Below are 22,531 nucleotides of genomic sequence, written 5' to 3'. Positions count from 1 at the left end.
ATGAATCTTTTAGTTACTGCTCTTGAGCAATCTTTGATAATGTTGCCGCTTATTTTAGGCATATATATCAGCTACAGGATTTTGAAAATTACCGATTTAACTGTAGATGGAACATATGTATTAGGTGCGGCAGTGTTTGCTAAATTTCTTTCATTTGGACTATTTCCGGCATTAATACTTGCCGTAATAGCAGGGGGCGTTATCGGTGTTATAGTAAGCTTTATGCAGAAGAATAACCGTGTTAATAGCCTTATAGCGGGAATACTTGCCAGCTTTATGCTTTATTCGGTTAATTTGCAGATTATGCAGCGTCCTAATATATCGACTCTTGGGATGCCGAGCTTACTAACTATATTTAATACTGAAAATTGGTTATTACCTTTGATGATAACAAATATTATTGTGATATTTGCGGTAGTAATTTTATTAAAAGGGCGATTAGGTTTAATGCTTAGAGCATTTGGGTTTAATAAAGATTTGCTTGCTATTTTAGGAAAGCCTGCCGAATTCTATCGTACGCTTGGGCTTAGCATAAGTAACGCACTTGCTGCATTAACTGGTACTATATCGGCACAAGTAAACGGTTTTGCCGATATTAATATGGGTTTTGGGGTAGCACTTGTTGGTATCGGTGCAATAGTTATAGGGCGGCATATCTTAATTCGTAATAATAGCTTTAATGCTTTTAAAGAAATATTTTCCTGTTTTATAGGCATATTATTTTATTTTATCAATTTAAGTATTTTACTCCGCGTCGGTATTGATCCTATAAATCTTAAGCTTATCTTAGGAATAGTGCTATTTATTTCGCTTCGTTCTGTGAAAAGAGAGAATGTATGAAACCTTATTTATATGCTGAGAAAGTGCAGTTTAAAGTAAAAGAGCGTAATGAGCCGATAATATCGGAAACTACTTTAAATATTGCCGAAGAAGAGTTTGTTGTAGTGCTTGGGACTAATGGCAGCGGTAAATCTACTTTAACCAAAATTCTAGCAGGTTATTTAAAGCCGACTAGCGGGCAGGTGTTTTTAGATCAAATGCGAATTGATAAATTACCGCAATTGCAAAAAGCTAATATGTTGCTAACTATAACCCAAAAAGCAGAAGATAGATTGTTTTCGGAGTTAACATTAGAAGAAAATATTACCCTATGGGAGAGCCGCTTTCCAGCAAATGAGCGTAAAACAGATGTGGAAGTATTAGAGCTTATCGGTTTATCGAAATCTAAGCATTTTTTGTCACGTCTAACGCAGCCACTTAGTAATTTTTCCGGTGGGGAGAAACAGCTTATATTGCTGGCACTAGCTATTTCTCATCCGCCTAAAATATTATTTCTAGATGAACATACTGCAAGCCTTGACCCTAAAGCTTCGCATGAAGTGATGAAAAAAACGGCAGAGATTATTGATGAGCATAAAATAACTGCCGTAATGATCACACATAATTTGGAAGATGCTGTAAATTACGGAAAAAGACTTATAGTTTTAGACAATGGTAAGGTAGCACAAGACTACCTAAAACCACCGGCTTTTTCTATGAAAGAATTGAAAAAGATATTAGGGTAAAATATAACAACTATTCTCCTGTGTTTGGGTCTAGAAAATCTGGAGCATGCCTACCAAGAAGTTTTCTAAATGCTTCTTCAGGTTTTACTTCAACTAGGTCTATTTCTTTGTATTCAGTAAGAAGGGATGTTAGGGTATTATAAAGACTTTTTTATGCTTCTAATTCATCTTTTTAAGCTTCTCTTTCTATTGCAAGTTGTTTTTCTTTAGCTTCGACTTCTCTTAATCTTTCGTCAGCTTTTTTTAATTCAATATCTGCTAAGGCAAGTTGTGTTGTAAGAACAGCATTTTCTGCCAATGAATAAGTTAATTGACTGGATGGGTTTTGATTCATAATATTACTTTAAAAAATAATTCTAAATTTAAAATAGATCAAATCTAGTATTATTGCAATTAATATCAGTAAATACAGCTTCATAATGAAGATTCTTTAGGATAAAGCCAAACAATTAACAATCCGATTAAAAGACCGAGATTTAGGAGTAAATTGTATTCCGTCATGGAAATGCCTAAAAGCTTAATTGCCGGTTTGGTGCAGGAAGTTATTGGCTGTGAATAAAGCATCTGTCTAATATGCTCAATAGATAAGCCTTTTGGGAAGCGGATCATAGATGAACAAAGACTGCTTGGCTGAACTATTCCTCGCTCCACCATACTATGATAGGTTGATAATATACATGAACTAAGTAGTGTTAAGAAAATAAATACTAAAGTATATTTACTTAATTGCCTAATAATTAAAGCAGTTAGACAAATTTTTATTAATGTTAGATAAGGAAATCTTTCGTAAACGCATAAAGGGCAGGGGGCATAACGCAATATATACTCAGCAAAATAAGCTGTAGCAAGAGCCGTTATAGAAATCGCAATTAAGCCTATATGCAGCATTTTATAGCTGTCTTTTCTTATGTAGTTTATGATGGTATTAAATGGCATATTTTTATTTTATAGTTTTTGTATTGTCAAACAGTGCCATCCTGTGGAGGCATTGCACACTTGTCATCCCGTGGACAAGCCACGGGATGACTACCTTAGGACGTTTTTCGATCTATGCAACAATGCTACCCGGGAATGACATAAGAGTTATGTAACAAACCATTGCTGGGAATAACAATTAAATTTTACAATTAGCTAAATATAGTATATTGTCACTGATAATTAATTACAAGTGTAAGAAAAATAAATGTCGGAAATTTTGGAAGATGCAATAAAGTCAAAAGCTTGGCCTTTTGAAGAGGCTAAAAAAATACTAGATAGCTTAAACGGCAAAACTCCTGAAAAAGGTTATGTATTGTTTGAAACAGGCTATGGTCCATCAGGGCTGCCGCATATTGGGACTTTTGGTGAAAATGCCCGTATGGTAATGGTGCAGAAAGCGTTTGAACAATTATCTAATATAAAGACTAAGCTGATCTGCTTTTCTGATGATATGGATGGCTTGCGTAAAGTGCCGAGTAATATCCCAAATCCTGAAATGGTAGCCGGATATATGGATATGCCGCTAACCTCTATTCCTGATCCTTTCGGCGAATGTGAAAGCTATGGGCATTATATGAATGCAAAACTCCGCTCATTCCTTGATAAATTTGGTTTTGAGTATGAATTTTATAGCAGCACGGAAATGTATAAAGCAGGGATGTTTGATGAAATGCTGATAAGAGTGCTTGAAAAATATGACGAAATAATGGAGCTGATGCTACCGACTTTTAGAGAAGAGCGGAAAGCTACCTATTCACCTTTCATGCCTATTTGTCCAAAAACTGGCAAGGTACTGCAAGTACCTATACATAAATGGGATGCAAAACTTGGTACAATAACTTATAAAGATGAAAACGGTGAGACAATAGAAGTACCTGTAACAAAAGGTCATTGTAAATTGCAGTGGAAGCCGGATTTCGGTATGCGTTGGGCAGCTTTAAAAGTTGATTATGAAATGTACGGGAAAGACCATTTAGCAAATGGTCGACTTTACTCTGAGATTTGCCGAATCTTAGGTGAAAAGCCGCCGGTACAATTATGTTATGAGCTATTCTTAGACGAAAATGGTGAAAAAATATCAAAGTCAAAAGGCAATAGTATTAGCGTTGATGATTGGCTTAAATATGCCCCTGTTGAAAGTATGGCTTTGTTTATGTACCAAAATCCTACTAGGGCTAAGAGATTGTTTTTTGATGTAATTCCTAAAAATGTTGATGAATATATTACCTTTAATCAAAAATATCATTTAGAAGAAGATAGAACAAAGCGTTTTGCAAATCCGGTTTATCATATTCATCATGGAAATGTGCCTAAAATTGAGACTTTTGGTATTACTTACTCGCTATTATTGAACCTAACTTCTGTGTGTAATCCGTCCGATAAGTCGGTACTTTGGGGTTTTATTAGCAGATATGAACCAAAAGCGATGCCAAATAATAGTCCTTATCTTGACCACTTAGCAGAATTTGCTATAAGATATTATAATGATTTTGTTAAAGCACATAAATCATATTTAGCTCCGTCTGAGAAGCATAAAGCTATTTTGCAAGATATTTTAGATATGTTAAAAGGTCTACCTGAGCAAATAGAAGCGGAAAGCATCCAAAAAGGAATTTATGATATCGGCATGAAAGCCGGATATGAAAATCTGCGTGATTATTTCAAAGATTTATACCAAATATTACTTGGGCAAAGCGATGGTCCAAGGCTTGGCACTTTCATAAAGCTTTATGGTATAAGCGAAACTATGAAGTTGATTGAAGAGAAATTATAGAGGAGTTATGTTTCCTGCGTAAAAATTGTTGTGCAGGTTAAAAAGTGTCTTCGGTGTCATCCCGTGGCTTGTCCACGGGATCCAGTAATAAAAAGTACAAATATAAAAAGCTCGATTTATCTCACTTTATGCTGGATCCCGTGGACAAGCCACGGGATGACAGGACTTGCGGTAGATACTAAAAGTATAAATTGTTAACAAATGAATGATATTTTTTGCAGTACGTTGCCGATTTTTTTAATTACCTTACTTGGTAGTATTATAAAAAATAAATGGCTAACTTCAGAAGAATTTTGGCGTGGCATAGAGAAATTATCCTATTTTGTATTGTTTCCTGCAATGCTTTTTAACTATATCTCTACAGCAGATTTAAGCGTTACATCAATAATTAAGTTAGTAATCGCTCTTATTATTTCTACTCTTCTTATTACTTTAGGTCTAATAATTTATCAAAGAAAATACAATATTGATAAGATAGAATTCACTTCTATTTTTCAAGGATCAATTCGTTATAATAGCTACATTTTCTTTGCGGCAGGCAGTCCTTTGCTTGGCTCTAGCAGTCTTTCTATAGTTGCTGTTATTTCTTCTTACATGATTATTTTTACCAATATTTTATCAGTAATGATTTTTGCATATTACGTTCCTGATAAGTCGGTCACTACTACCATTAGAACTAGTATTGTTTTAATGATCAAGCTAATCGTACGCAATCCGCTTATTATTGCAAGCTTAGTAGGATTTGTTTTTAATTATTCAAACCTTGAACTACATTTAGGTCTTAAGAAAACTTTAGATAGTCTTTCTAATGCTGCTTTAGCGATTGGTATGTTAAATGTTGGGGCAGGGCTTAATTTTACTATTAGACAAGAGCTTTTACATAGCATAATATTTACGAGCTTTGTTAAGTTAATTGCTTTTCCGTTAGTGAGTGTAGTAGTGCTATGGATGATGTCAATTAGCGGGATAGATAAATCGGTAGGGATATTATATAGCTCTCTGCCTTGTGCAAGCACTGCTTATGTTTTATCACGTCAGCTTGGCGGCGATCCTGATTCGATGGCATCGATCATAACATTTACAACTTTCTTCTCGGTAGTTACTATATCGATTATTATGTATGTGATGGGGTAATTAGTAATTCAACGTCATTGCGAGGAGCGTAGCGACGAAGCAATCTCAGGAGTCCTTACAAGATTGCCGCGTCGATGTTACGCATCTCCTCGGAATGACAAAATTAATAAATAAAACAGGAATATCTAAAAAATGGATGAAATGAACAAAATAAATTACACTGAAGCACTTGAATATCACCAAAAAGATAAGCCAGGTAAAATTGCTATTTCAGCGACTAAGCCGCTTGTTACGCAGCATGATTTATCGCTTGCTTATTCTCCAGGTGTTGCTGCTCCTTGTCTCGAGATCGCCAAAGATACTGATGAGATGTATAAATATACGGCACGTGGAAATCTAGTTGCTGTGATTTCTAATGGTACTGCGGTGCTTGGGCTCGGTAATTTAGGAGCTGCTGCCTCAAAGCCAGTGATGGAGGGTAAAGCAGTACTTTTCAAAAAGTTTGCCGATATTGATGCAATAGATTTAGAAGTAGATACTAAAGATCCAGAAGAGTTTATTAATGCCGTAAAATATCTTGGTTATAGTTTCGGCGGAATTAACCTCGAAGATATCAAAGCTCCAGAATGTTTTGTTATTGAAGAGAAGTTAAAATCTTTAATGGATATACCAGTATTTCATGATGATCAGCACGGAACAGCAATTATCACCGCAGCAGGGCTAATTAATGCTGCTCATATTACTAACCGCAGGTTAGAGAATTTAAAAATAGTAGTTAATGGGGCGGGTGCTGCTGCTATTGCTTGTATTGATCTATTGATTGCTCTTGGAGCAGATAAATCAAAAATTATTTTATGTGATACTAAAGGTGTTATTTATCAAGGTCGCACGGAGGGTATGAATAAATGGAAAGAGGCTTATGCAAATAGCACGCAGCTTAGAACTTTAGAAGAAGCATTAAAAGATGCGGATGTATTTATAGGATTATCTGTAAAAGGTGCAGTAACTAAAGAGATGGTTAGCAAAATGGCAAATAATCCAATTATTTTTGCTATGGCTAACCCTGATCCGGAAATTACGCCGGAAGAGATAAAGCAAATTCGTAATGATGCGATTATAGCAACAGGTAGGTCAGATTATAATAATCAGATTAACAATGTTATGGGTTTCCCTTATATTTTTAGGGGAGCGTTAGATGTTAGAGCTAAAACCATCAATACAGAAATGAAAATAGCAGCAGCAAAAGCTATAGCAGACCTTGCTCGCAAGCCTGTGCCGGAGGAAGTATATAAGGCATATGCTGGTCGCAAGATGATTTTCGGTAATGAATATATTATCCCTGTTCCGTTTGATCCTCGTTTAATTACAGTAGTGCCGGTGGCGGTAGCTAAAGCAGCAATAGATAGCGATGTCGCTAAAATTTCTGATTTTAATCTCAATAAATATAAAAAAGAATTAGAAAGTAGATTAAACCCTACATCTAACTATATGAATTTCTTATCTGAAAAAATCCATAATGCACCTCTAAAACGTATTATTTTTGCTGAAGGAGAAGAAGAAGAAATAATCGTTGCTGCAATAATGATGCGGGATGAGAAATATGGAAATCCCATCTTGATCGGTCGCATGGAACGAATTGAAGCAAAGCTAAAACAATTAGGGCAGGATATTAGCCTAGATGGCATTACTATAATGAATGCCGCTCTAACCGATAAGCTTGAAATATATATTGATTATTTATATAAAAGGTTGCAACGCAAAGGTTATTTATACCGAGATTGTGCTAAGCTTGTTAAAACTGATAAGAATATTTTTGCTGCTTGTATGCTTGCTTGTGGTGATGGTGATGCACTTTTAACAGGTATTACAAAAAGCTATGTTGATAGTTTAGAAGATATACTAAAAGTCATTTCACGAAAACCTAATCGTAGAATCCTGGGTTATTCTATTATGATCGCAAAAGACAATAATATTATTATTTCTGACAACTGCATTACTGAATATCCAAATAGTCGCGAGCTTGCAGAAATAGCAGCTCAAACAGCAGAAATAGCTAAGGATATGGGAATTGTCCCACGTGTTGCACTTCTTTCATTTTCAAGCTTTGGCAATTCTTCTAAGGAAAAAACAGCTCGTATTCGTGAAGCAGTAAATATATTGGACAATTTTAGTGAAGATAAATCAAAGCTTAATGATATGGAAGTAGATTTTGAATATGATGGCGAAATGTCAGTTAAAGTTGCCTTAGATTCTAATTTACGTAAATTATATAAATTTTGTAGGTTATCCGGTCCTGCTAACGTCCTTATTATGCCTGGTCTAAACTCTGCCGCTATTTCTACTGAACTGCTTCAAGAGTTTTCTTCAAATAGTTTCATAGGTCCTATAACAAATGGCTTTGAAAAACCTGTTCAAATATTGCAAGCCACAGCGTCAGCGAGTGAAATACTAAAAATCGCAACTTTTGCTTGTGTTGAAGCTATAAAATAGCTATATTAAAAATTAATAATAATTAACTTATGAGAGATAGTTATGGATCCGTTAATAAAAAGAGAAGTAATAAGTTCCTTTAATGATAAACCTAAAGATGGAATTAATAAGATCAAAGAATGGTGTGCTAGTAATAATAAAGATTTTGCAGAAGAGACAGCTAAGTTTTTTCGTGAGGAAAAAAATAATTTAGATTTAGTAGCTGTTGGAGATTATCTTGGAACAGATGGAGAAGATAATAAAAAAGTATTAGATCATTTTGTTAAACAATTTGATTTTAAAGATAAAAATTATTTAAAAAGTTTAAGAGAGTTTTTAAAAGCTTTTAAATTACCAGGTGAGGCTCAAAAAATAGATAGATTGGTTGAAAGTTTTGCCTCTAAATATTACGAGCAAAATACTACTACTGACATAAATCATGCAGACGCAGCTTTTATATCAGCTTATGCTACTGTAGGTCTTAATACTAATCTTCATAATCCTAGCGTAAAAGATAAATGGACAATTGATCAGTTTAAGGATCAACTAAAAGGTTTAAATGCAGAAAGTAAATTACAAGGTATTAAGAGTGGTAAAAATTTTAGCAATGAGTTCTTAGAAAATATTTATAATGGAATAAAAGCAGAGCCTTTTGAATTAAATTTTATACAAACTGCTACTGGTTATGAAATAGCCGGTATAAGTTCACAAAATGATAAAACTTTTAAAAAACTAGATGATTTTTTAACAGCAAAAACAGATATAAACAACGTTTTTTCTAATCTAGGAAATAATGTAACTGCACAGCATAAACAACCAAAAACATGGCTTAATAAGTTTACAGGCTATGAGGGTAGTGTATCAGTTAAAGCAGGTAATGCAGAGGTAGAAATACAAGTTTATAAACCAAATATTTTATCAAAATGGTTTTTAGGAGAAAAAAGTAAACTTGTGATTCAGCCTAAAGGAGGATCAGAGCAATCTTTAAAATTAGCAGCTCAGATTGCAGCAAGTTTTGAGACTAAAGTAACCTCTATCAAAGCAACATATGATTATTTGAAACAGGATTTAGAAAATTATTATAATAATCCTGAACAGGAACTAAGAAAAGCAAATTCAGTGGTAGATCTTCATAATAAAATAAAAGAAACTACTGCAAAAGTACAACAAGCTGATCCAGAAATACCTGATACTAAAAGCATTCCTTTAGCCTCTGAAACAAATTTTCAAGATCTCAAAGAAGCAGAGATAGGCATTCAGCCAGCAAAAACTCAACCAGTAGAAAAGCCAAAATTTAATACTCCTGCAGAAGAGTTAGCTTGGAGAAATGCACAAAAAAAGCAAGCTATTGATACTCCAGTAACTAAAAATGAAGAACCTAAAGCACAAATAGATAATCACAAAAAACGTTTAGAGGAATTAAAGCAAAAACAGGAAGATCTAGAAAATAAAAAGAAAGAGCTTGAAGAAAAAAAAGCTAATTCTAATATTACTAAAGAAGAAAAATGGAGAATTGTCGCTGAATTAGAAGGAGTTACTAAGCATCTTGAAAGCATAAAAAAAGAACATAATACTATAAATACTGCTGAAGAAAGAGAGAAACAATTTAATAAAAGCTCACAATCTTCGGCTTTAAAAGGTGAGCCTACTGCAGCTGATAAGCAGCAACAAGCTGCTATGGAATTAATCAGGCTTAGAAAAGAGCAAAGATTACAAAAAGAAGCTGCTAGTAAGGCTATAATTGCTAATAATCCAGCTACACAACCTCTAAAACCTGGTGTTATACCACCTCCACCACCACCTCCTCCGGGGAAAGGTGTTCCTATTCCTCCGCCTCCGCCACCTCCAATGCCGGGACAAGGTGTTCCTATTCCGCCACCTCCACCACCTCCAATGCCAGGAAAGGGTGGGGCTGGTCCGAAGCCATCTCCAATGCCTGCTATTCCACCGAAATTGCAAGAAACATTAAAAACTATACAAACAACTCAAGATGGGAATAAGCAGCAAGGAAATAATAATTTTCAAGACGATCTAAGAAAAACTCTAGCAAGGAGAAATAGCCCAACACGTTAGATATAAATGTTGTGCTAAAAATCTTAGGTTTTAAACAACATTTTGATAGTCAGTGATAAAGGTAAAAGATTGTTATCCCGTGGCTTGTTTAATAGTACCGGACAGTTATTATTCTATGTCATTCCTAGCTAGAAGCGGGAATCCAGCATAAAGCGAGATAAATCGAGCTTTTATATTCTAAAAAATTGCTGTATTTAGATTTTTTTCTTGGATTCCCGCTTTTGCGGGAATGACATATAAGGTCACTTACACCTGAATAAAATATAACATTTTTTTAAAACTGTCCGGTACTATTGGAAAAGCTCACGGGATGATACCGAAAGTATTTTTTGATTTACGCAATAAGGCTTTTATATCATTCCCACAAAGGCATTGCCTGTGTGGATCGAGAGTCGTCATTGCGAGAAGAAGAAACTGAAAGTTTCGACGAAGCAATCTCAGGAGTTATAGCCTTATTTCATAAGATTGCAACAAAGCTTTGCTTCTCGTAAGGCATCGCCCGCATGGATACCAAGTCGTCTGAGCTACGCAACTGCAAGGAGCTTGGCAATCCAGAAAAAATAATAAAAAATGCTATAAGTTAGCATTTTTTTACTTCCTTGCTTCGTTAATTACTTCGTAATTTCCTTAGCTCAGACGGAAAAACCGATCCACGCAGGGCAAAAAGCCTTAAGCGGGAATGACATAGAATAAAAACCATCTGGTACTATTGTTCTACTCTCATGCCTGTCATAAAATTCAGTGTGTTATTTTTTTGGATTGTAAAAATCTAAAATTGCTTTGCTTAATTCATGATTTAATACTGAAAAGTCTGCCGTATCAAAGCCCTTTCTTGGAATAATTATCATCGCAAGCTTTTTAAGATTAGAATTATTACAAATAAGCCTAATAAGATGTTTTATACGTCTTTTAATTTTATTACGTACTACAGCTTTTTTATTTAGCTTTTTGCTAACTTTTATTCCTAGGAAGATATTATATTTTGATTCAAGAAAGATTTTTGGGATATTCTTTGCTATCACCAAAATAAAATATTTTTCATGAAATTTTTTACCAAGCTTATTTATAAGCTCAAATTCCTTTTGATTTTTTAAAGAGGTGATAAACAATTGAATAGGTCAGATTAGTATTTATGCGGATAGTTTTTTTCTGCCTTTAGCACGACGGTTTCTTAAAATTGCTCTTCCAGAGGCAGTAGCCATTCTAGCTCTAAAACCATGTCTTCTTTTTCTTACTAAATTACTAGGTTGAAATGTACGCTTCATAATATTTATACCAAACGAAAATTAATTACTTTATAATGAAATAAATGTCATTGCGAGGAAAAACTATAAGTTTTGATGAAGCAATCTAGTGAAAAAATCCTGAGATTGCCACAGCAGCGAAGTGGCTTCGCAATGACGTTGTCTATATTAAATATGTGCCTTTGCTTGTTCTACGATACTTGCAAATTCTTCATTGTTATTTACAGCAAGTTCTGCAAGGACTTTACGATCTATATCGATCTCAGCTTTTTTAAGAGCCCCCATAAATTGAGAATATACTAAACCATGCTCTCTTACCGCTGCATTTATTCTTTGAATCCACAGACCTCTGAAATCACGCTTACGATTTCTACGATCTCTGTAAGCATATTGTAGTCCTTTTTCTACTTTCTCAATAGCCACTCTAAAGCAAGTACTAGCTCTACCTCTATAACCTTTTGCAAGTTTGAGGATTTTTTTATGTCGATTTTTGGAAATTTTTCCTGATTTTGCACGTGTCATTTTTTAGCTCCTTAATTAATTTGTACCATATGGAAGAAAATATTTTTTGATGTTATACCCATCTTGATCACAAAGGATCGTAGTTCCACGTAAGTTACGAATTTGAGCTTTAGTACGACGACGCATAAAATGTTTTTTACCTGCTTGAGATGCAACCACTTTACCACTAGCAGTAAGTTTAAAGCGCTTTTTTACAGCAGATTTTGTCTTTAATTTAGGCATGATTTTTCCTTTAATTGGTATTTACTAAGATTTTAGTATTTTGTCGGTAATTATTTAGGCATACCAAAGCCACGTTACCGATTAGAAGCTACATAATAGTTTTTTTTACGATTTATTGCAAGACGTTTTTTATAATATATGTTATAATTGCTAAGATTAACACTTATTATTAAATATAATGTTTGGGCAGAATCCTAAAAGAGGAGTATTAAAAGGTGACGGGACGCAATTACAAGTGCAGTTTATTTTTAAGACTATTCAAGGGGAGGGGATATTTGTAGGTGTTCCTGCTATATTCATTAGGCTTGGAGGATGTAACCTTGCGTGCGATTTTTGTGATACAGAATTTGAAAATTTCGAAACAATCAAAATAGATGATATTTTATCTAAGGTTAACTTGCTTGCTTTAAATTCTAAAAACGAGCAATCAGTTAAGTTAGTAGTGATAACAGGTGGTGAGCCGATGCGTCAACCTATAGAATTATTGTGCCAAAAATTATTAGAACAAGATTTTAAGGTACAGATAGAAACTAACGGCACGTTATATCGTTCTTTGCCGGATGAAGTATCTATAATATGCTCGCCTAAAGCAGGTAAAAAAGGCTATAGTAAAATCAGGGAAGATTTATTGCCTAAAATTAGTGCTGTAAAATTTATCATTGCTAAGAATATTTTAGAGTATAGCTTAATACCTGAAATAGGGCAAACTGCTTACAATATACCGGTTTTTGTTCAGCCTATGGATCAAAATGATCAAAAACTTAACAAAGAAAATAACGAATTAGCAGTAAAATTAGCTTTAGAGAGTGGTGCTAGGTTGTCAGTACAAACTCATAAATTTATAGGCATAGAGTAATTACAAATATATCTTGAATTTTAGATTAATTAGTACTATTATAACCTCTTTATAAAGTTTAAAGTGTTGAAATAATGAGTGAAATATTAGAACTTGAAGCAAAGTCTCGCAATGAATTTGGTACAGGTGCAGCAAGAGCCTTAAGAAGAGAAGGGCGTGTTCCTGCTATTATTTATGGTGCAAAGAAAACCCCAGTTAGTATTTCTTTAGAAGAAAAAGAAATAACAAAATATTATAGAAAGCCAGCTTTCATATCTCAGCTAATTAATTTAACAATTGAAGGCACGCAATATAAAGTATTGCCGAAAGCTGTAGAATTACATCCTGTTACAGATATAGTACGCCACGTTGATTTTGTTTTTTTAGAAGATAAAACCCAAAAAATGGAAGTTCCTGTAGTATATGAGGGGAAAGAAAGAGCATTAGGCGTTAAAAGAGGCGGATATTTCAATATAGTAAAAAGAAGAGTTACTTTATTATGTGATGTTAATAATATCCCAAGAAACGTAACTATTGACGTTACTAATATGCCGATTGCTACTTCATTAAAATCTTCAAAAGTAAAACTACCAGAAGGTTGTAGCTTTACTACAAAAAAAGAATTTGTGCTTGCAACTATAATAGGACGTAGAGGTGCAAAAACTGAAGCCGAGGGCGAACAAACTGCTGAAGCAGCGAAGTAAAATATTTTTATTGCTAACTAAAAGCGTTGTTGTATGGCTCGGAAAATGCTTTATATGTCATTCCTGCGTAGGCGGGAATCTAGAAAAAAGTCTGTCATACCGCAGCTTGACCGCAGTATCTCAGGACACATTCTATGGCACAAGATCCCGTGATCAAGTCACGGGATGACAATATAATTGACTGGATTCCCGCCGTTGCTGGGAATGACATTGGAGGAGTCATGAAATAAGATCGGCTCCAAGGTATCAAGTTAAAAATACTAATAAAATTAGTATTTTTTATTATTTTCTGGATCTAGTTCCCAAGTAACTAGATGACTACCTTAGGGTGCTTTTGAACCCGTGTGGGGCAAGCCTTAAGCGGAAATGACCACATAGGAGTAAGATTTGTACAAGAACAAAATACGTACATCCTCATTCTATTTCAAATCATATATATCTTTAAAATTTTCCATATTAAACGAGTATAATATTATGATGCTTATTATTGGTCTTGGTAATCCAGGTAAGGAGTATGAGCATACAAGGCATAATATTGGCTTTATTGCTTTAGAGAATATAGCAAAGCAATATGAAACGTCATTTAGTGTAAAGAAAAAATTCCATTGTGAAATTGCTGAAAGTACTAATAACGGGCAGAAGCTAATATTCGTAAAACCTACTACTTATATGAATTTATCGGGTAAGTCGGTGATAGCAGTAAAAACATATTATAATATTCCTCTTGAAAAAATCTTTGTTATTCATGATGATATTGATTTAGAATTAGGTAAAATAAAGTTTAAAACTGGTGGTGGAAATGGTGGACATAACGGTTTAAAATCCATTGATGGAATTATAGGAAATAATTATCACCGTATTAGAATTGGTGTTGGTAGACCGCAAAATAGTCAGGATGTAGCTGATTATGTGCTTAATAATTTCTCTAAAACCGAATACGTAATAGCAGAGCAGGCTATAGATAAAATAACCGATAACTTTAATTTAATACTAGAGAATAAACTAGAAGAGTTTAAGAGTAAGATGGTTTAGGTATCGCTCCTGTCATCCCGTGGTCAAGCCACGGGATGACACTGGAATTATAAAACAATACCCAACTAGTTAAAAATGAATAAAAAGATAAATTATGACCCAAGATTTTGAAATTATATATGCCGAAGAAATGGATAAAGCCTATTCAGCCATAATTTGGGATGCTTTTAATAAAGATGCACGAGAGAAAAAAGGTTTAACGGGTGATTTAAAATCTTTTTCTTTCTCATGTTTAGACCAAGATAAAAACTTTATTGCCGGTATGCAAGGGATAAGCCTTTGGGGTGGGGTGTATATTACTTCATTGTTTGTAGATGAAAATCATAGAAACAAAAAATATGGAAGAATGTTAATGGAAAAAGCTGAAGAATTGGCACGTGAGCGTGGCTGTAATTTTGTTGCTTTATCGACTATGGACTTTCAAGCGAAACCATTTTATGAAAAATTAGGATATAAGCTAGAGTTTACAAGACATGGCTATGAAAAAGATTCAGTTTCATATCATTTAAGGAAAGATTTATAATATAAAAATATTTACTTAATAATTAGGAATTTTTTATGAGCGAAGAATTATTACAAAGAGGTCTAAACAAAAGTAACCCCACATCTAAAATAGGAAAATGGGATTATTATAATATTGGTTCTACAACACTAAAAGCTTTAAAAAATGCAGGAATAATTAGAAATGTTAATTATGGTGAAGTAGAAAATAAAAAAGTTGATGCACTAATTGTAAGTAAACAAAATGTTATTGCGGTTATAGAATTTAAACAGCCTAAAGAATTTAAAACCAACTCTCAACAACAAAAAGCAATTGATCAAGCAATTAATGTTGCAAAAATTTTAGGAGCAAAAATAATTATTGCAACTGATACAGTTGATACTTTATGGATTAATGCTTTAACAGGAGAAAAGATTTTAGATGAAGAAGGTAAAAATATTTCTCTACTATTTGACCCGTCTAACGAACAGCTTCCGGCACTTATAGAAAAGATTAGTTATTCAATCAACGAGACTAATAACCAATTATTATCGCCAAAATTAGTAAATCCGACTTGTCTAGCAAGCTCTATATGGCAAGATGTTTGGAGCGTTAGTGGGGCTAAGTCAAGAAATAGTTTTTATTCTTTAATCGAAATGTATGCAACAGATACTCCTAATGAAGTATTAACTTACTATGTTGATAATATAAGAAAAAAAATAAAGGAATTATTTCCGTATAACCCTCTTGATAATACAACCATAATTAACGGTTCAGTATTTGTTAGCAACGATCAGAAAGCAGCTGATAGTTATAGCACCGTTTTTTTTAAAGTGCTGGATAAATTCAATAAATACGGACGCCTTGAACATATTGATTACGATTTTAAAAGTAAATTATTTGAAAGTTTTTTAAAAGAAAGTATAAGCAAAAAAAAACTGGGGACAATTTTTTACACCGATGAAAGTAGTTCGAGCAATCGAAATGATTATTCAAGATGAAATTAGAGAAGAAGCAGTTATATGCGATCCTGCTTGTGGAGTCGGAAAATTTTTATTAGAACCGATAAAAAGTAAAATAGATCGTTTTTATAAAATAAAGGATGGCAAAATAATACCAAAAATAACTATTCGAGGTTTTGATAAAGGTTTTGGTAATAATGAGCAGAAAACAATTATCCTTGCTAAAGCTAATATGCTTATCTATTTTAGTGAAGTTATAAAAAATTATCCAAATCATACAAAAGAATTTGCAGATTTATTTAATTCTACTTTTACTCTTAAAACCGATTCGATTTTAGGTACTCTAAAAGATCCGGTTGAAAACACATATGATTTAATTCTTACGAATCCTCCTTATGTTACTGATGGAAGTAGTAATTTTAAAGAAGAAATACAAAAAAATAATGACCTTAAAAAATACTATAAAATTAATGCGATGGGTGTTGAAGGTCTATTTATGGAATGGATAATTAGAGCCTTAAAACCAAATGGGAAAGCATTTATAATAGTTCCTGACGGTATATTTAATCGTCAAAACGATAGGAATTTAAGAGCATTTTTATGTCAAGAATGTTTTATAGATGGAATAATATCTTTACCGGAAAATACTTTTTTTACTACAAAACAGAAGACATATATTTTATGCATAACTAAAAAAAATAATAAAACGGACATCCAAAGCGATCCGGTTTTTACTTATTTGGTGAGCGAAATTGGTGAAAGTCGTGATGTTTATCGCTTTGATATTGAACAAAATGACCTTATAGAAGCTATTACTCTTTATAATTTTTTTAAGGGTAATAAAAAGGCATTTGAAAATATTAACACTGATCCTCGTTGTAAAATAGTTCCGATAGAAAAGTTTGAATCGGAAATATACTGGTCAATTGATAGATGGTGGAGTAAAGAAGAAAAAATTACTTTAGGGATTGAAAAAGAAAATAAAACCTTGAGTGTTCTAGAATTTAGCTCATATTTGTCATGTATGGCAGATACTTTAGAAAATTTTAGCTTGGGCTTAAAAAAAATAAAAATTGTTAATAATAATCAAACTAAGAAAGTTAAAATTGGGAATATTTTTGATTTTCCGGCAATAAAAGGAATAACAAAATCATTTATTGAATCTAATAAAGGCAATATTCCTGTATATGGAGGTAAAAAAGAGCAAGAACCTATAGGATATATAAAAGATAATATAAAAAACGTTGTGTATTTTGAAAATTGTTTAGCATGGAATAGAGAAGGTTCAGTTGGGTATGTTTTTTACCATAAAAACAAATTTACAACAAATGATCATCATAGACCTATGATAATAAAAGAAGAATACATTCAAATCTTAGATATTGAATATATGAGATACGCTATAGAAAAGGTACTATTATCTCAAGGATTTAAATGGAGTAAAACAGCGAGTAAAGAAAAAGTTGCAAATCTATCGGTTAGTATTCCAATAACCTCAACCGGTAAATTTGATATTGAGAAGCAGAAAGAAATAATAGCTACACATAAAAAAATTGAAGAAATAAAAAATTCAACATTTGATGAACTAAGAAAAATACAAGAATACTCATTAATAATATAATTTATACTACAATAAGAAAGATTTATGACATTAAAATTAGGAATTGTGGGTTTGCCAAATGTCGGTAAGTCAACGTTATTTAATGCTTTAACGGCAAGCGTGGCAGCTGAAGCTGCTAATTATCCGTTTTGTACGATTGAGCCAAATAGTGCGGTTGTTTCAGTACCTGATGAGCGTTTACACAAGCTTGCCGCACTTGTAGGAAGTAAAAAAATTATTCCATCTTATATCGAATTTGTCGATATTGCAGGGCTTGTTAAAGGTGCAAGCAAAGGGGAAGGGCTTGGTAATAAGTTCTTGTCAAATATTAGAGAAGTAGATGCAATATTGCATGTGTTACGTTGTTTTGAGGATGAAGACGTAACGCACGTACATAATAAGGTTGATCCGATTCATGACCTTGAAATAATTGAGATGGAGTTAATACTTGCTGATATAGAATCGGTGGAAAAGCGACTTGCTACAAGCGAAAAACGTTTGAAATCAGGTGATAAGACTTTAGCAGAGCAAATAGAGCTATTAAAAGAGGTTCATAAAGTATTAGCCGATGGTAAACCTGCAAGAGTGCTAAATAAAACTTTAGGAACTGATAATCTAAAGCAGTTACAGCTACTTACTTCTAAGCCTGTTCTGTACGTATGTAATGTGCTTGAAAAGGATGCAGCAAGTGGGAACGAGTTTACAAAATTAGTAGCAGAACAAGCAAAAAAAGAAGAAGCTAAAAGCGTTGTTATTTCCTCAAAAATAGAGGCAGATATTGCTTTACTTGAAGATGAGGAAGAGAAGAAAGAATTCCTAAATAGTATTGACCTCGAAGAAACAGGATTAAGTCAAGTAATTAAAGAAGGGTATAATCTCTTAAATCTGAAAAGCTTTTTTACGATTGGTCCTAAAGAAGCACATAGCTGGACTTTTAAAGATGGTACGCTTGCACCTGGTGCTGCGGGTATTATTCATACCGACTTTGAAAAAGGTTTTATCAGAGCAGAAGTTATAGGTTACGCAGATTATATAAATCTCGGTAGCGAAGCAAAAGCTAAAGAAGTGGGAAAAATGCGATTAGAGGGTAAAGAATACAAAATGCAGGATGGGGATATAGTACATTTTAGATTTAACGTCTGATATACTCGTTGAACTTGAAAAATTGGCTACGTCGTCCTTGTAAGTCCTCGGATGCTCACGTATTAAATATACGCTCCGCACCTCGGCTTACAGGCTCCTAGCTCTTTTCCAAGTTGAACTTCGTCTATCTATTTTGTTGTCTTTAAGGTATTATTTGCTCTACTTGAAAATTAGTAACAATGTTTTTGTAAGCCCTTGATTATTCGGCTTTGTTACGTAGAGCGAAAAACATGTTCGGTGTCATCCCGTGGCGGCATTGCCCGCATGGTTCCGATGTCATTCCGTTGATCGCAGGAATCCAGTATAAAGCGAGAGAAATCGAGCTTTTAATTTTAAAAATTTGCTATATTTATGCTTTTTTTTCTGGATTCCTGCGATCAACGGAATGACATATAGGACATTTTTTAATCTACGCAACAATGCCTCCCGTGAACAAGCCAAGGGATGACACTAACCCATACACTAAAAATTTATGAAAATTATTGCGAAGATTCCAGCATGGATGCTTTTATGCTTATTCACGTTATCACCCATAACGGAAACAATCTATACTTCAGGGTTACCAAGTATCACTGAGTATTTTAACACCGATGGTAGTACTACTCAAATCACATCTAGCCTATATTATTTAGGTTTTGCTCTTGGTATATTAACGCTTGGCAGATTATCCGATATTTACGGCAGAAGACCGGTTGTTTTATTCGGTCTTTGTATTTACGCTATATCTTCCATTATTAGCATTTTTGCACCTAACATAGAAACATTAATGTTAGCCCGTTTTGTGCAGGCTTTCGGCGTAAGTGTTGGTTCAGTTATCGGGCAGGCTATGGCTCGTGATTCTTATCAAGGTTCAGAATTATCATATGTTTATGCTAGTCTATCTCCATGGCTTTTATTTATTCCTTCTTTAGGTTCATCTATAGGAGGCTATATTATAGAATATTCAAGTTGGCATTACACTTTTGTATTCTTCAGTCTTACGGGTACAGTATTATTAACTTTATATTGTAAAATTTTACCTGAAACGAATCCTTATATAAATTTTTCGCAAACTAGCAAATATTTTGAGGTTTTAAAAGTAGTTATCAGAGATAAAAGCTTATGGTTATATGCTTTTATTATTGGAGCATTTAACGGCATATATTATGGTTTTTATATAGAAGCACCTTTTATTTTCATTGATAAAATGAAAGTTGCCCCATCTTTCTATGGTAAATTGGCGTTCTTGTTATCTTTTGCCGGTATTTTCGGCGGATTTTTAGGAGGATATTTAATAAAAAAACGTCACATACATGATCAAAAAGTAATGATTTTAGGGCTTGTTTTTAGTGTAATAGGCTGTAGCTTGCTCGCAATTGATGCTCTAATATTACAGGATAAAGAGGTAGGTCAAAACATAGCGGTTATTATGATGTTTGCACCTATGATGCTACATATGGTCGGGCATAATTTACTGATTCCTATGACTCTTCGTTATGCTTTAGAAGATTATGCTAAGGTAACAGGCACAGCAGGTTCTGTATTTGGTGCAATATATTATGTACTAATCGCAGCCGTAACTTTTTTAGTCTCTAAACTACACAGTGATACAATAGGTAATTTTGCTTTATTGTTCTTAGTTTTAAGTGTTAGCTCTGCTGCTGCGTTTTATTATATTTTAATTTTGTATAAGAAAAAATTGACATGAGCACAATAAATATTAAAGTCCCTAATAAAGAAACTTTAAAAGCTTTTGAGGAAACAGATAATGGGAAGTGTACAACTCGCACTTTAGAAGAGTTTGAGAAATATTTAGATGAGATAATGAAAGGTGAAGAAAGTAAAAAATAAGGTTTATCACTTTTGTTGTGTGGATCTAATTTTATTCCACATAGGTGTTATTATGTAGATACCAATCGCCATTGCGAGGAGACATTGTTGCGTGGATCAATTTTTCCTCTGTCATCCCGTGATTTATTCACGGGATCCAATTAAAAATATCAATAACATTGATATTTTTAATTGTTTTCTGGATCTAGTTCTCAAGCCAGAGTATGACACTGATGGTGCTTTTCGATCTATGCAACCGAGCCTTGCGAGGAGCGAACCTTTAATGTAATCCAGAAAAAATAATAAAAAATGCTATAAATTAGCATTTTTTACTGGATTGCTTCGTCAGGACTTATAGTTTTTCCTCGCAATGACGGGGAATTTGATCCACGCAGGTAATGCCTTAAGAGGAAATGACAGCGTGGTCCAAATTATCTTTAGTTTTATTATCTAGATAAATCTGTTTTTTAACGCTCTACCTTTGTTGAGATTGTTTAGCGTTTCGTTCTCTTCTAGTTAAAACTTTTTTACTTCTAGTACTAACATCGCTAGCCCATCCTGAATCAGTTCCGCTATCACTATTACTTCTTTCGCTATCGCTAGATACTTTTGCTGACCGTATTTTATTTAGAGCAGCTATTATAGGATCAGATGTTTCTTTAGTATCCTCTTTATTTTTAGGTATAGGTTTACCATCTTCACCATATTCAATTTTTTTAAGGTTAAATCCCCCCTGTATTTGTTTCATTAAATTTGTAGTATCTACTGCTGGGCGGGGTTGGTTAGTTTCTTTAGCCTTTTGAGGTGTTGATGTAACGGTATTATCACCAACAGGAGGAGGTGGCGGAACATTACCTGTAGGCATAGGCGGTGGAGGAGGAGGTGGTACATTAGATGCAGCAGTTTCTACATTTTTATGCTCAGTAGCTTCTGCTTTTGACACAGGGAGTGGCGTAGGAATATTATCTGTAGGCATAGGTGGTGGAGGGGCGGGTGGTGGTGTAAAAGTTTTTTCTTCAGTTACAGGAGGTGTTGTAGGTATAGCATTGTTAGGCAGTACAACAGCAGTTGGTTTAGTTTCAGCAGATTGCAATTGAGCAGCACTCGCTTGTTCAGCTATATTATTTGTATCTTTTACGTTTATATGCTTTTGAAGCTTTTCTTTTATCGCTTCTAATCTTTTACTATCAGGTAAATTTGAAATTATATTTTCAATATCTTGTTTTTTATTACTAACAAGTTCAAAAAACTTATTATTAGCTTTATGTAATTTTTCTTCTATATTTATAATAGTTTTAGTATTGTTTTCTTTATTTTTTGCTAAAACTTGCTCACTATTATTGACAAAAATATTTTTGATTTTTTGCCAGAAATTATTTAATTTTTCAAGCTTAGTAAAAGGTACTTCCTCTCTAATTTCAGCGACTTGTTTTTGTATTTTTTTGAGTTCTTCAATATTAGAATTTTCAGTCAATAAATTTAGGACATTTTGCTGGATGACTTTTAAATCGTTATGCTGATTTTCTAATTCTTCTGCATTAGGGAAATGCAAAGGTTTAGACATAGGTAATTGAGCAAATTTTTGTGGGTTAGCTGCATATTCGTTATTCAATAAATTGCTAAGCCTTTCACGTTGATCTTTAGATAAGTCTTTTTTTGCTAAATTCTCAAAATTCTTTCTAAGTTCTTTTTGTAACTCTTGTTTTAAAGGACCAGATTTATCTGCTACAGATAATATAGTATTGTCTATACGCTTTAATAATTTATTGTTTTGTTCTATAGCGTCTTTAGCTAATTGTTCTTCACTTTTTACAAAAACATATTTTATATTAGAGACTGTATTTATAAGTTTTTTAAACCAAGAAAGAGATTTAATATGCTCTTTTTTTAGTTCTTTAACTTCTTTCTGTATTTCAATAAAGCCTTGTAACTTTTGATTATGTTCGCATAGCTCATTTAGGTTACTTACTACTTTATCTAATGCTTCTTTTTCTTGATTTAAGTGATGATCAAGCTCAGTTATCTTTGCCATATAAACCCATTA

General features: G+C 33.4%; 22 protein-coding genes. 15 read left to right on the top strand and 7 right to left on the bottom strand.

From position 1 onward, the window contains the following. Positions 1–840 carry an ABC transporter permease gene (locus tag RBE_RS04530; protein WP_011477540.1) on the top strand — a complete coding sequence of 280 codons (840 nt, stop codon included), beginning with the start codon at positions 1–3 and terminating at the stop codon, positions 838–840. After that, complete coding sequence (locus RBE_RS04525; protein WP_011477539.1) at positions 837–1,565, top strand: ATP-binding cassette domain-containing protein; 729 nt, start codon at positions 837–839, stop codon at positions 1,563–1,565. The genes RBE_RS04530 and RBE_RS04525 overlap by 4 nt, the downstream gene beginning before the upstream one ends. Positions 1,566–1,737: 172 nt before the next feature. On the opposite strand, the gene RBE_RS08915 is transcribed toward RBE_RS04525, so the two are convergent. Both RBE_RS08915 and RBE_RS04520 read right to left on the bottom strand, forming a co-directional pair. After that, positions 1,738–1,899, bottom strand: a complete 162-nt coding sequence (locus RBE_RS08915; protein WP_187145737.1) for a hypothetical protein — start codon at positions 1,897–1,899, stop codon at positions 1,738–1,740. A gap of 80 nt (positions 1,900–1,979) precedes the next feature. Next, on the bottom strand, positions 1,980–2,501 hold the full coding sequence (locus RBE_RS04520; RefSeq protein WP_011477538.1) for a disulfide bond formation protein B: 522 nt from the start codon (positions 2,499–2,501) through the stop codon (positions 1,980–1,982). Positions 2,502–2,748: 247 nt separating this feature from the next. On the opposite strand from RBE_RS04520, the gene RBE_RS04515 reads away from it, so the two are divergent. The 4 genes from RBE_RS04515 (at position 2,749) to ralF (ending at position 9,933) form a co-directional block, all read left to right on the top strand. Then, the gene (locus RBE_RS04515) at positions 2,749–4,317 is read left to right on the top strand and encodes a lysine--tRNA ligase (protein WP_011477537.1); all 1,569 of its coding nucleotides are present in this window, start codon (positions 2,749–2,751) and stop codon (positions 4,315–4,317) included. Between the two features lie 201 nt (positions 4,318–4,518). Then, positions 4,519–5,451: an AEC family transporter gene (locus RBE_RS04510; RefSeq protein ID WP_011477536.1), complete on the top strand. Its 933-nt coding sequence runs from the start codon at positions 4,519–4,521 to the stop codon at positions 5,449–5,451. A 132-nt stretch (positions 5,452–5,583) separates the two neighbouring features. Beyond that, positions 5,584–7,881, top strand: a complete 2,298-nt coding sequence (locus tag RBE_RS04505) for an NADP-dependent malic enzyme (RefSeq protein WP_011477535.1) — start codon at positions 5,584–5,586, stop codon at positions 7,879–7,881. Between the two features lie 42 nt (positions 7,882–7,923). Next, complete coding sequence (gene ralF, locus RBE_RS04500; RefSeq protein ID WP_011477534.1) at positions 7,924–9,933, top strand: T4SS guanine nucleotide exchange effector RalF; 2,010 nt, start codon at positions 7,924–7,926, stop codon at positions 9,931–9,933. A 746-nt stretch (positions 9,934–10,679) separates the two neighbouring features. Here the strand turns inward: ralF and rnpA are convergent. The 4 genes from rnpA to rpmI form a co-directional block, all read right to left on the bottom strand. Next, positions 10,680–11,042 (bottom strand): ribonuclease P protein component, encoded by a 363-nt coding sequence (gene rnpA / locus RBE_RS04495; RefSeq protein ID WP_011477533.1) that lies wholly within the window; start codon positions 11,040–11,042, stop codon positions 10,680–10,682. Positions 11,043–11,063: 21 nt separating this feature from the next. Beyond that, the gene (gene rpmH, locus RBE_RS04490) at positions 11,064–11,198 is read right to left on the bottom strand and encodes a 50S ribosomal protein L34 (protein ID WP_011477532.1); all 135 of its coding nucleotides are present in this window, start codon (positions 11,196–11,198) and stop codon (positions 11,064–11,066) included. 147 nt (positions 11,199–11,345) lie between these two features. Then, positions 11,346–11,699: a 50S ribosomal protein L20 gene (gene rplT / locus RBE_RS04485; protein WP_011477531.1), complete on the bottom strand. Its 354-nt coding sequence runs from the start codon at positions 11,697–11,699 to the stop codon at positions 11,346–11,348. A 15-nt stretch (positions 11,700–11,714) separates the two neighbouring features. Further along, entirely contained in the window at positions 11,715–11,921 is a 207-nt protein-coding gene (gene rpmI, locus RBE_RS04480) for a 50S ribosomal protein L35 (RefSeq protein ID WP_011477530.1), read from the bottom strand. A gap of 178 nt (positions 11,922–12,099) precedes the next feature. Here rpmI and RBE_RS04475 point away from each other — a divergent pair, with 178 nt between their 5' ends. From RBE_RS04475 to RBE_RS08910, 9 genes are all read left to right on the top strand, one after another. Continuing rightward, positions 12,100–12,777: a 7-carboxy-7-deazaguanine synthase QueE gene (locus RBE_RS04475; RefSeq protein ID WP_011477529.1), complete on the top strand. Its 678-nt coding sequence runs from the start codon at positions 12,100–12,102 to the stop codon at positions 12,775–12,777. 74 nt (positions 12,778–12,851) lie between these two features. Further along, the gene (locus RBE_RS04470) at positions 12,852–13,460 is read left to right on the top strand and encodes a 50S ribosomal protein L25/general stress protein Ctc (RefSeq protein WP_011477528.1); all 609 of its coding nucleotides are present in this window, start codon (positions 12,852–12,854) and stop codon (positions 13,458–13,460) included. 474 nt (positions 13,461–13,934) lie between these two features. Then, entirely contained in the window at positions 13,935–14,492 is a 558-nt protein-coding gene (gene pth, locus RBE_RS04465; RefSeq protein ID WP_011477527.1) for an aminoacyl-tRNA hydrolase, read from the top strand. A gap of 94 nt (positions 14,493–14,586) precedes the next feature. Beyond that, entirely contained in the window at positions 14,587–15,015 is a 429-nt protein-coding gene (locus RBE_RS07970; protein WP_011477526.1) for a GNAT family N-acetyltransferase, read from the top strand. A 35-nt stretch (positions 15,016–15,050) separates the two neighbouring features. After that, positions 15,051–15,974, top strand: a complete 924-nt coding sequence (locus RBE_RS07565) for a type I restriction-modification system methyltransferase subunit (RefSeq protein WP_011477525.1) — start codon at positions 15,051–15,053, stop codon at positions 15,972–15,974. Next, the gene (locus RBE_RS07965; RefSeq protein WP_011477524.1) at positions 15,934–17,556 is read left to right on the top strand and encodes an N-6 DNA methylase; all 1,623 of its coding nucleotides are present in this window, start codon (positions 15,934–15,936) and stop codon (positions 17,554–17,556) included. The genes RBE_RS07565 and RBE_RS07965 overlap by 41 nt, the downstream gene beginning before the upstream one ends. Positions 17,557–17,580: 24 nt before the next feature. Continuing rightward, the gene (gene ychF / locus RBE_RS04450; RefSeq protein ID WP_011477523.1) at positions 17,581–18,678 is read left to right on the top strand and encodes a redox-regulated ATPase YchF; all 1,098 of its coding nucleotides are present in this window, start codon (positions 17,581–17,583) and stop codon (positions 18,676–18,678) included. 472 nt (positions 18,679–19,150) lie between these two features. Continuing rightward, positions 19,151–20,365 carry a Bcr/CflA family efflux MFS transporter gene (locus RBE_RS04445; RefSeq protein WP_011477522.1) on the top strand — a complete coding sequence of 405 codons (1,215 nt, stop codon included), beginning with the start codon at positions 19,151–19,153 and terminating at the stop codon, positions 20,363–20,365. Further along, positions 20,362–20,508 (top strand): hypothetical protein, encoded by a 147-nt coding sequence (locus RBE_RS08910; RefSeq protein WP_012151721.1) that lies wholly within the window; start codon positions 20,362–20,364, stop codon positions 20,506–20,508. The genes RBE_RS04445 and RBE_RS08910 overlap by 4 nt, the downstream gene beginning before the upstream one ends. Positions 20,509–20,962: 454 nt before the next feature. Here RBE_RS08910 and RBE_RS04440 read toward each other — a convergent pair whose 3' ends face one another. After that, positions 20,963–22,519, bottom strand: coding sequence for an arp2/3 complex-activating protein rickA (locus RBE_RS04440; protein ID WP_011477521.1), 1,557 nt, complete (start codon positions 22,517–22,519; stop codon positions 20,963–20,965). Positions 22,520–22,531: the final 12 nt, after the last annotated feature.

Source organism: Rickettsia bellii RML369-C, assembly GCF_000012385.1.
GTDB classification, from domain to species: Bacteria; Pseudomonadota; Alphaproteobacteria; order Rickettsiales; family Rickettsiaceae; genus Rickettsia; species Rickettsia bellii.
This window is presented reverse-complemented; position numbering and strand designations above follow the sequence as displayed.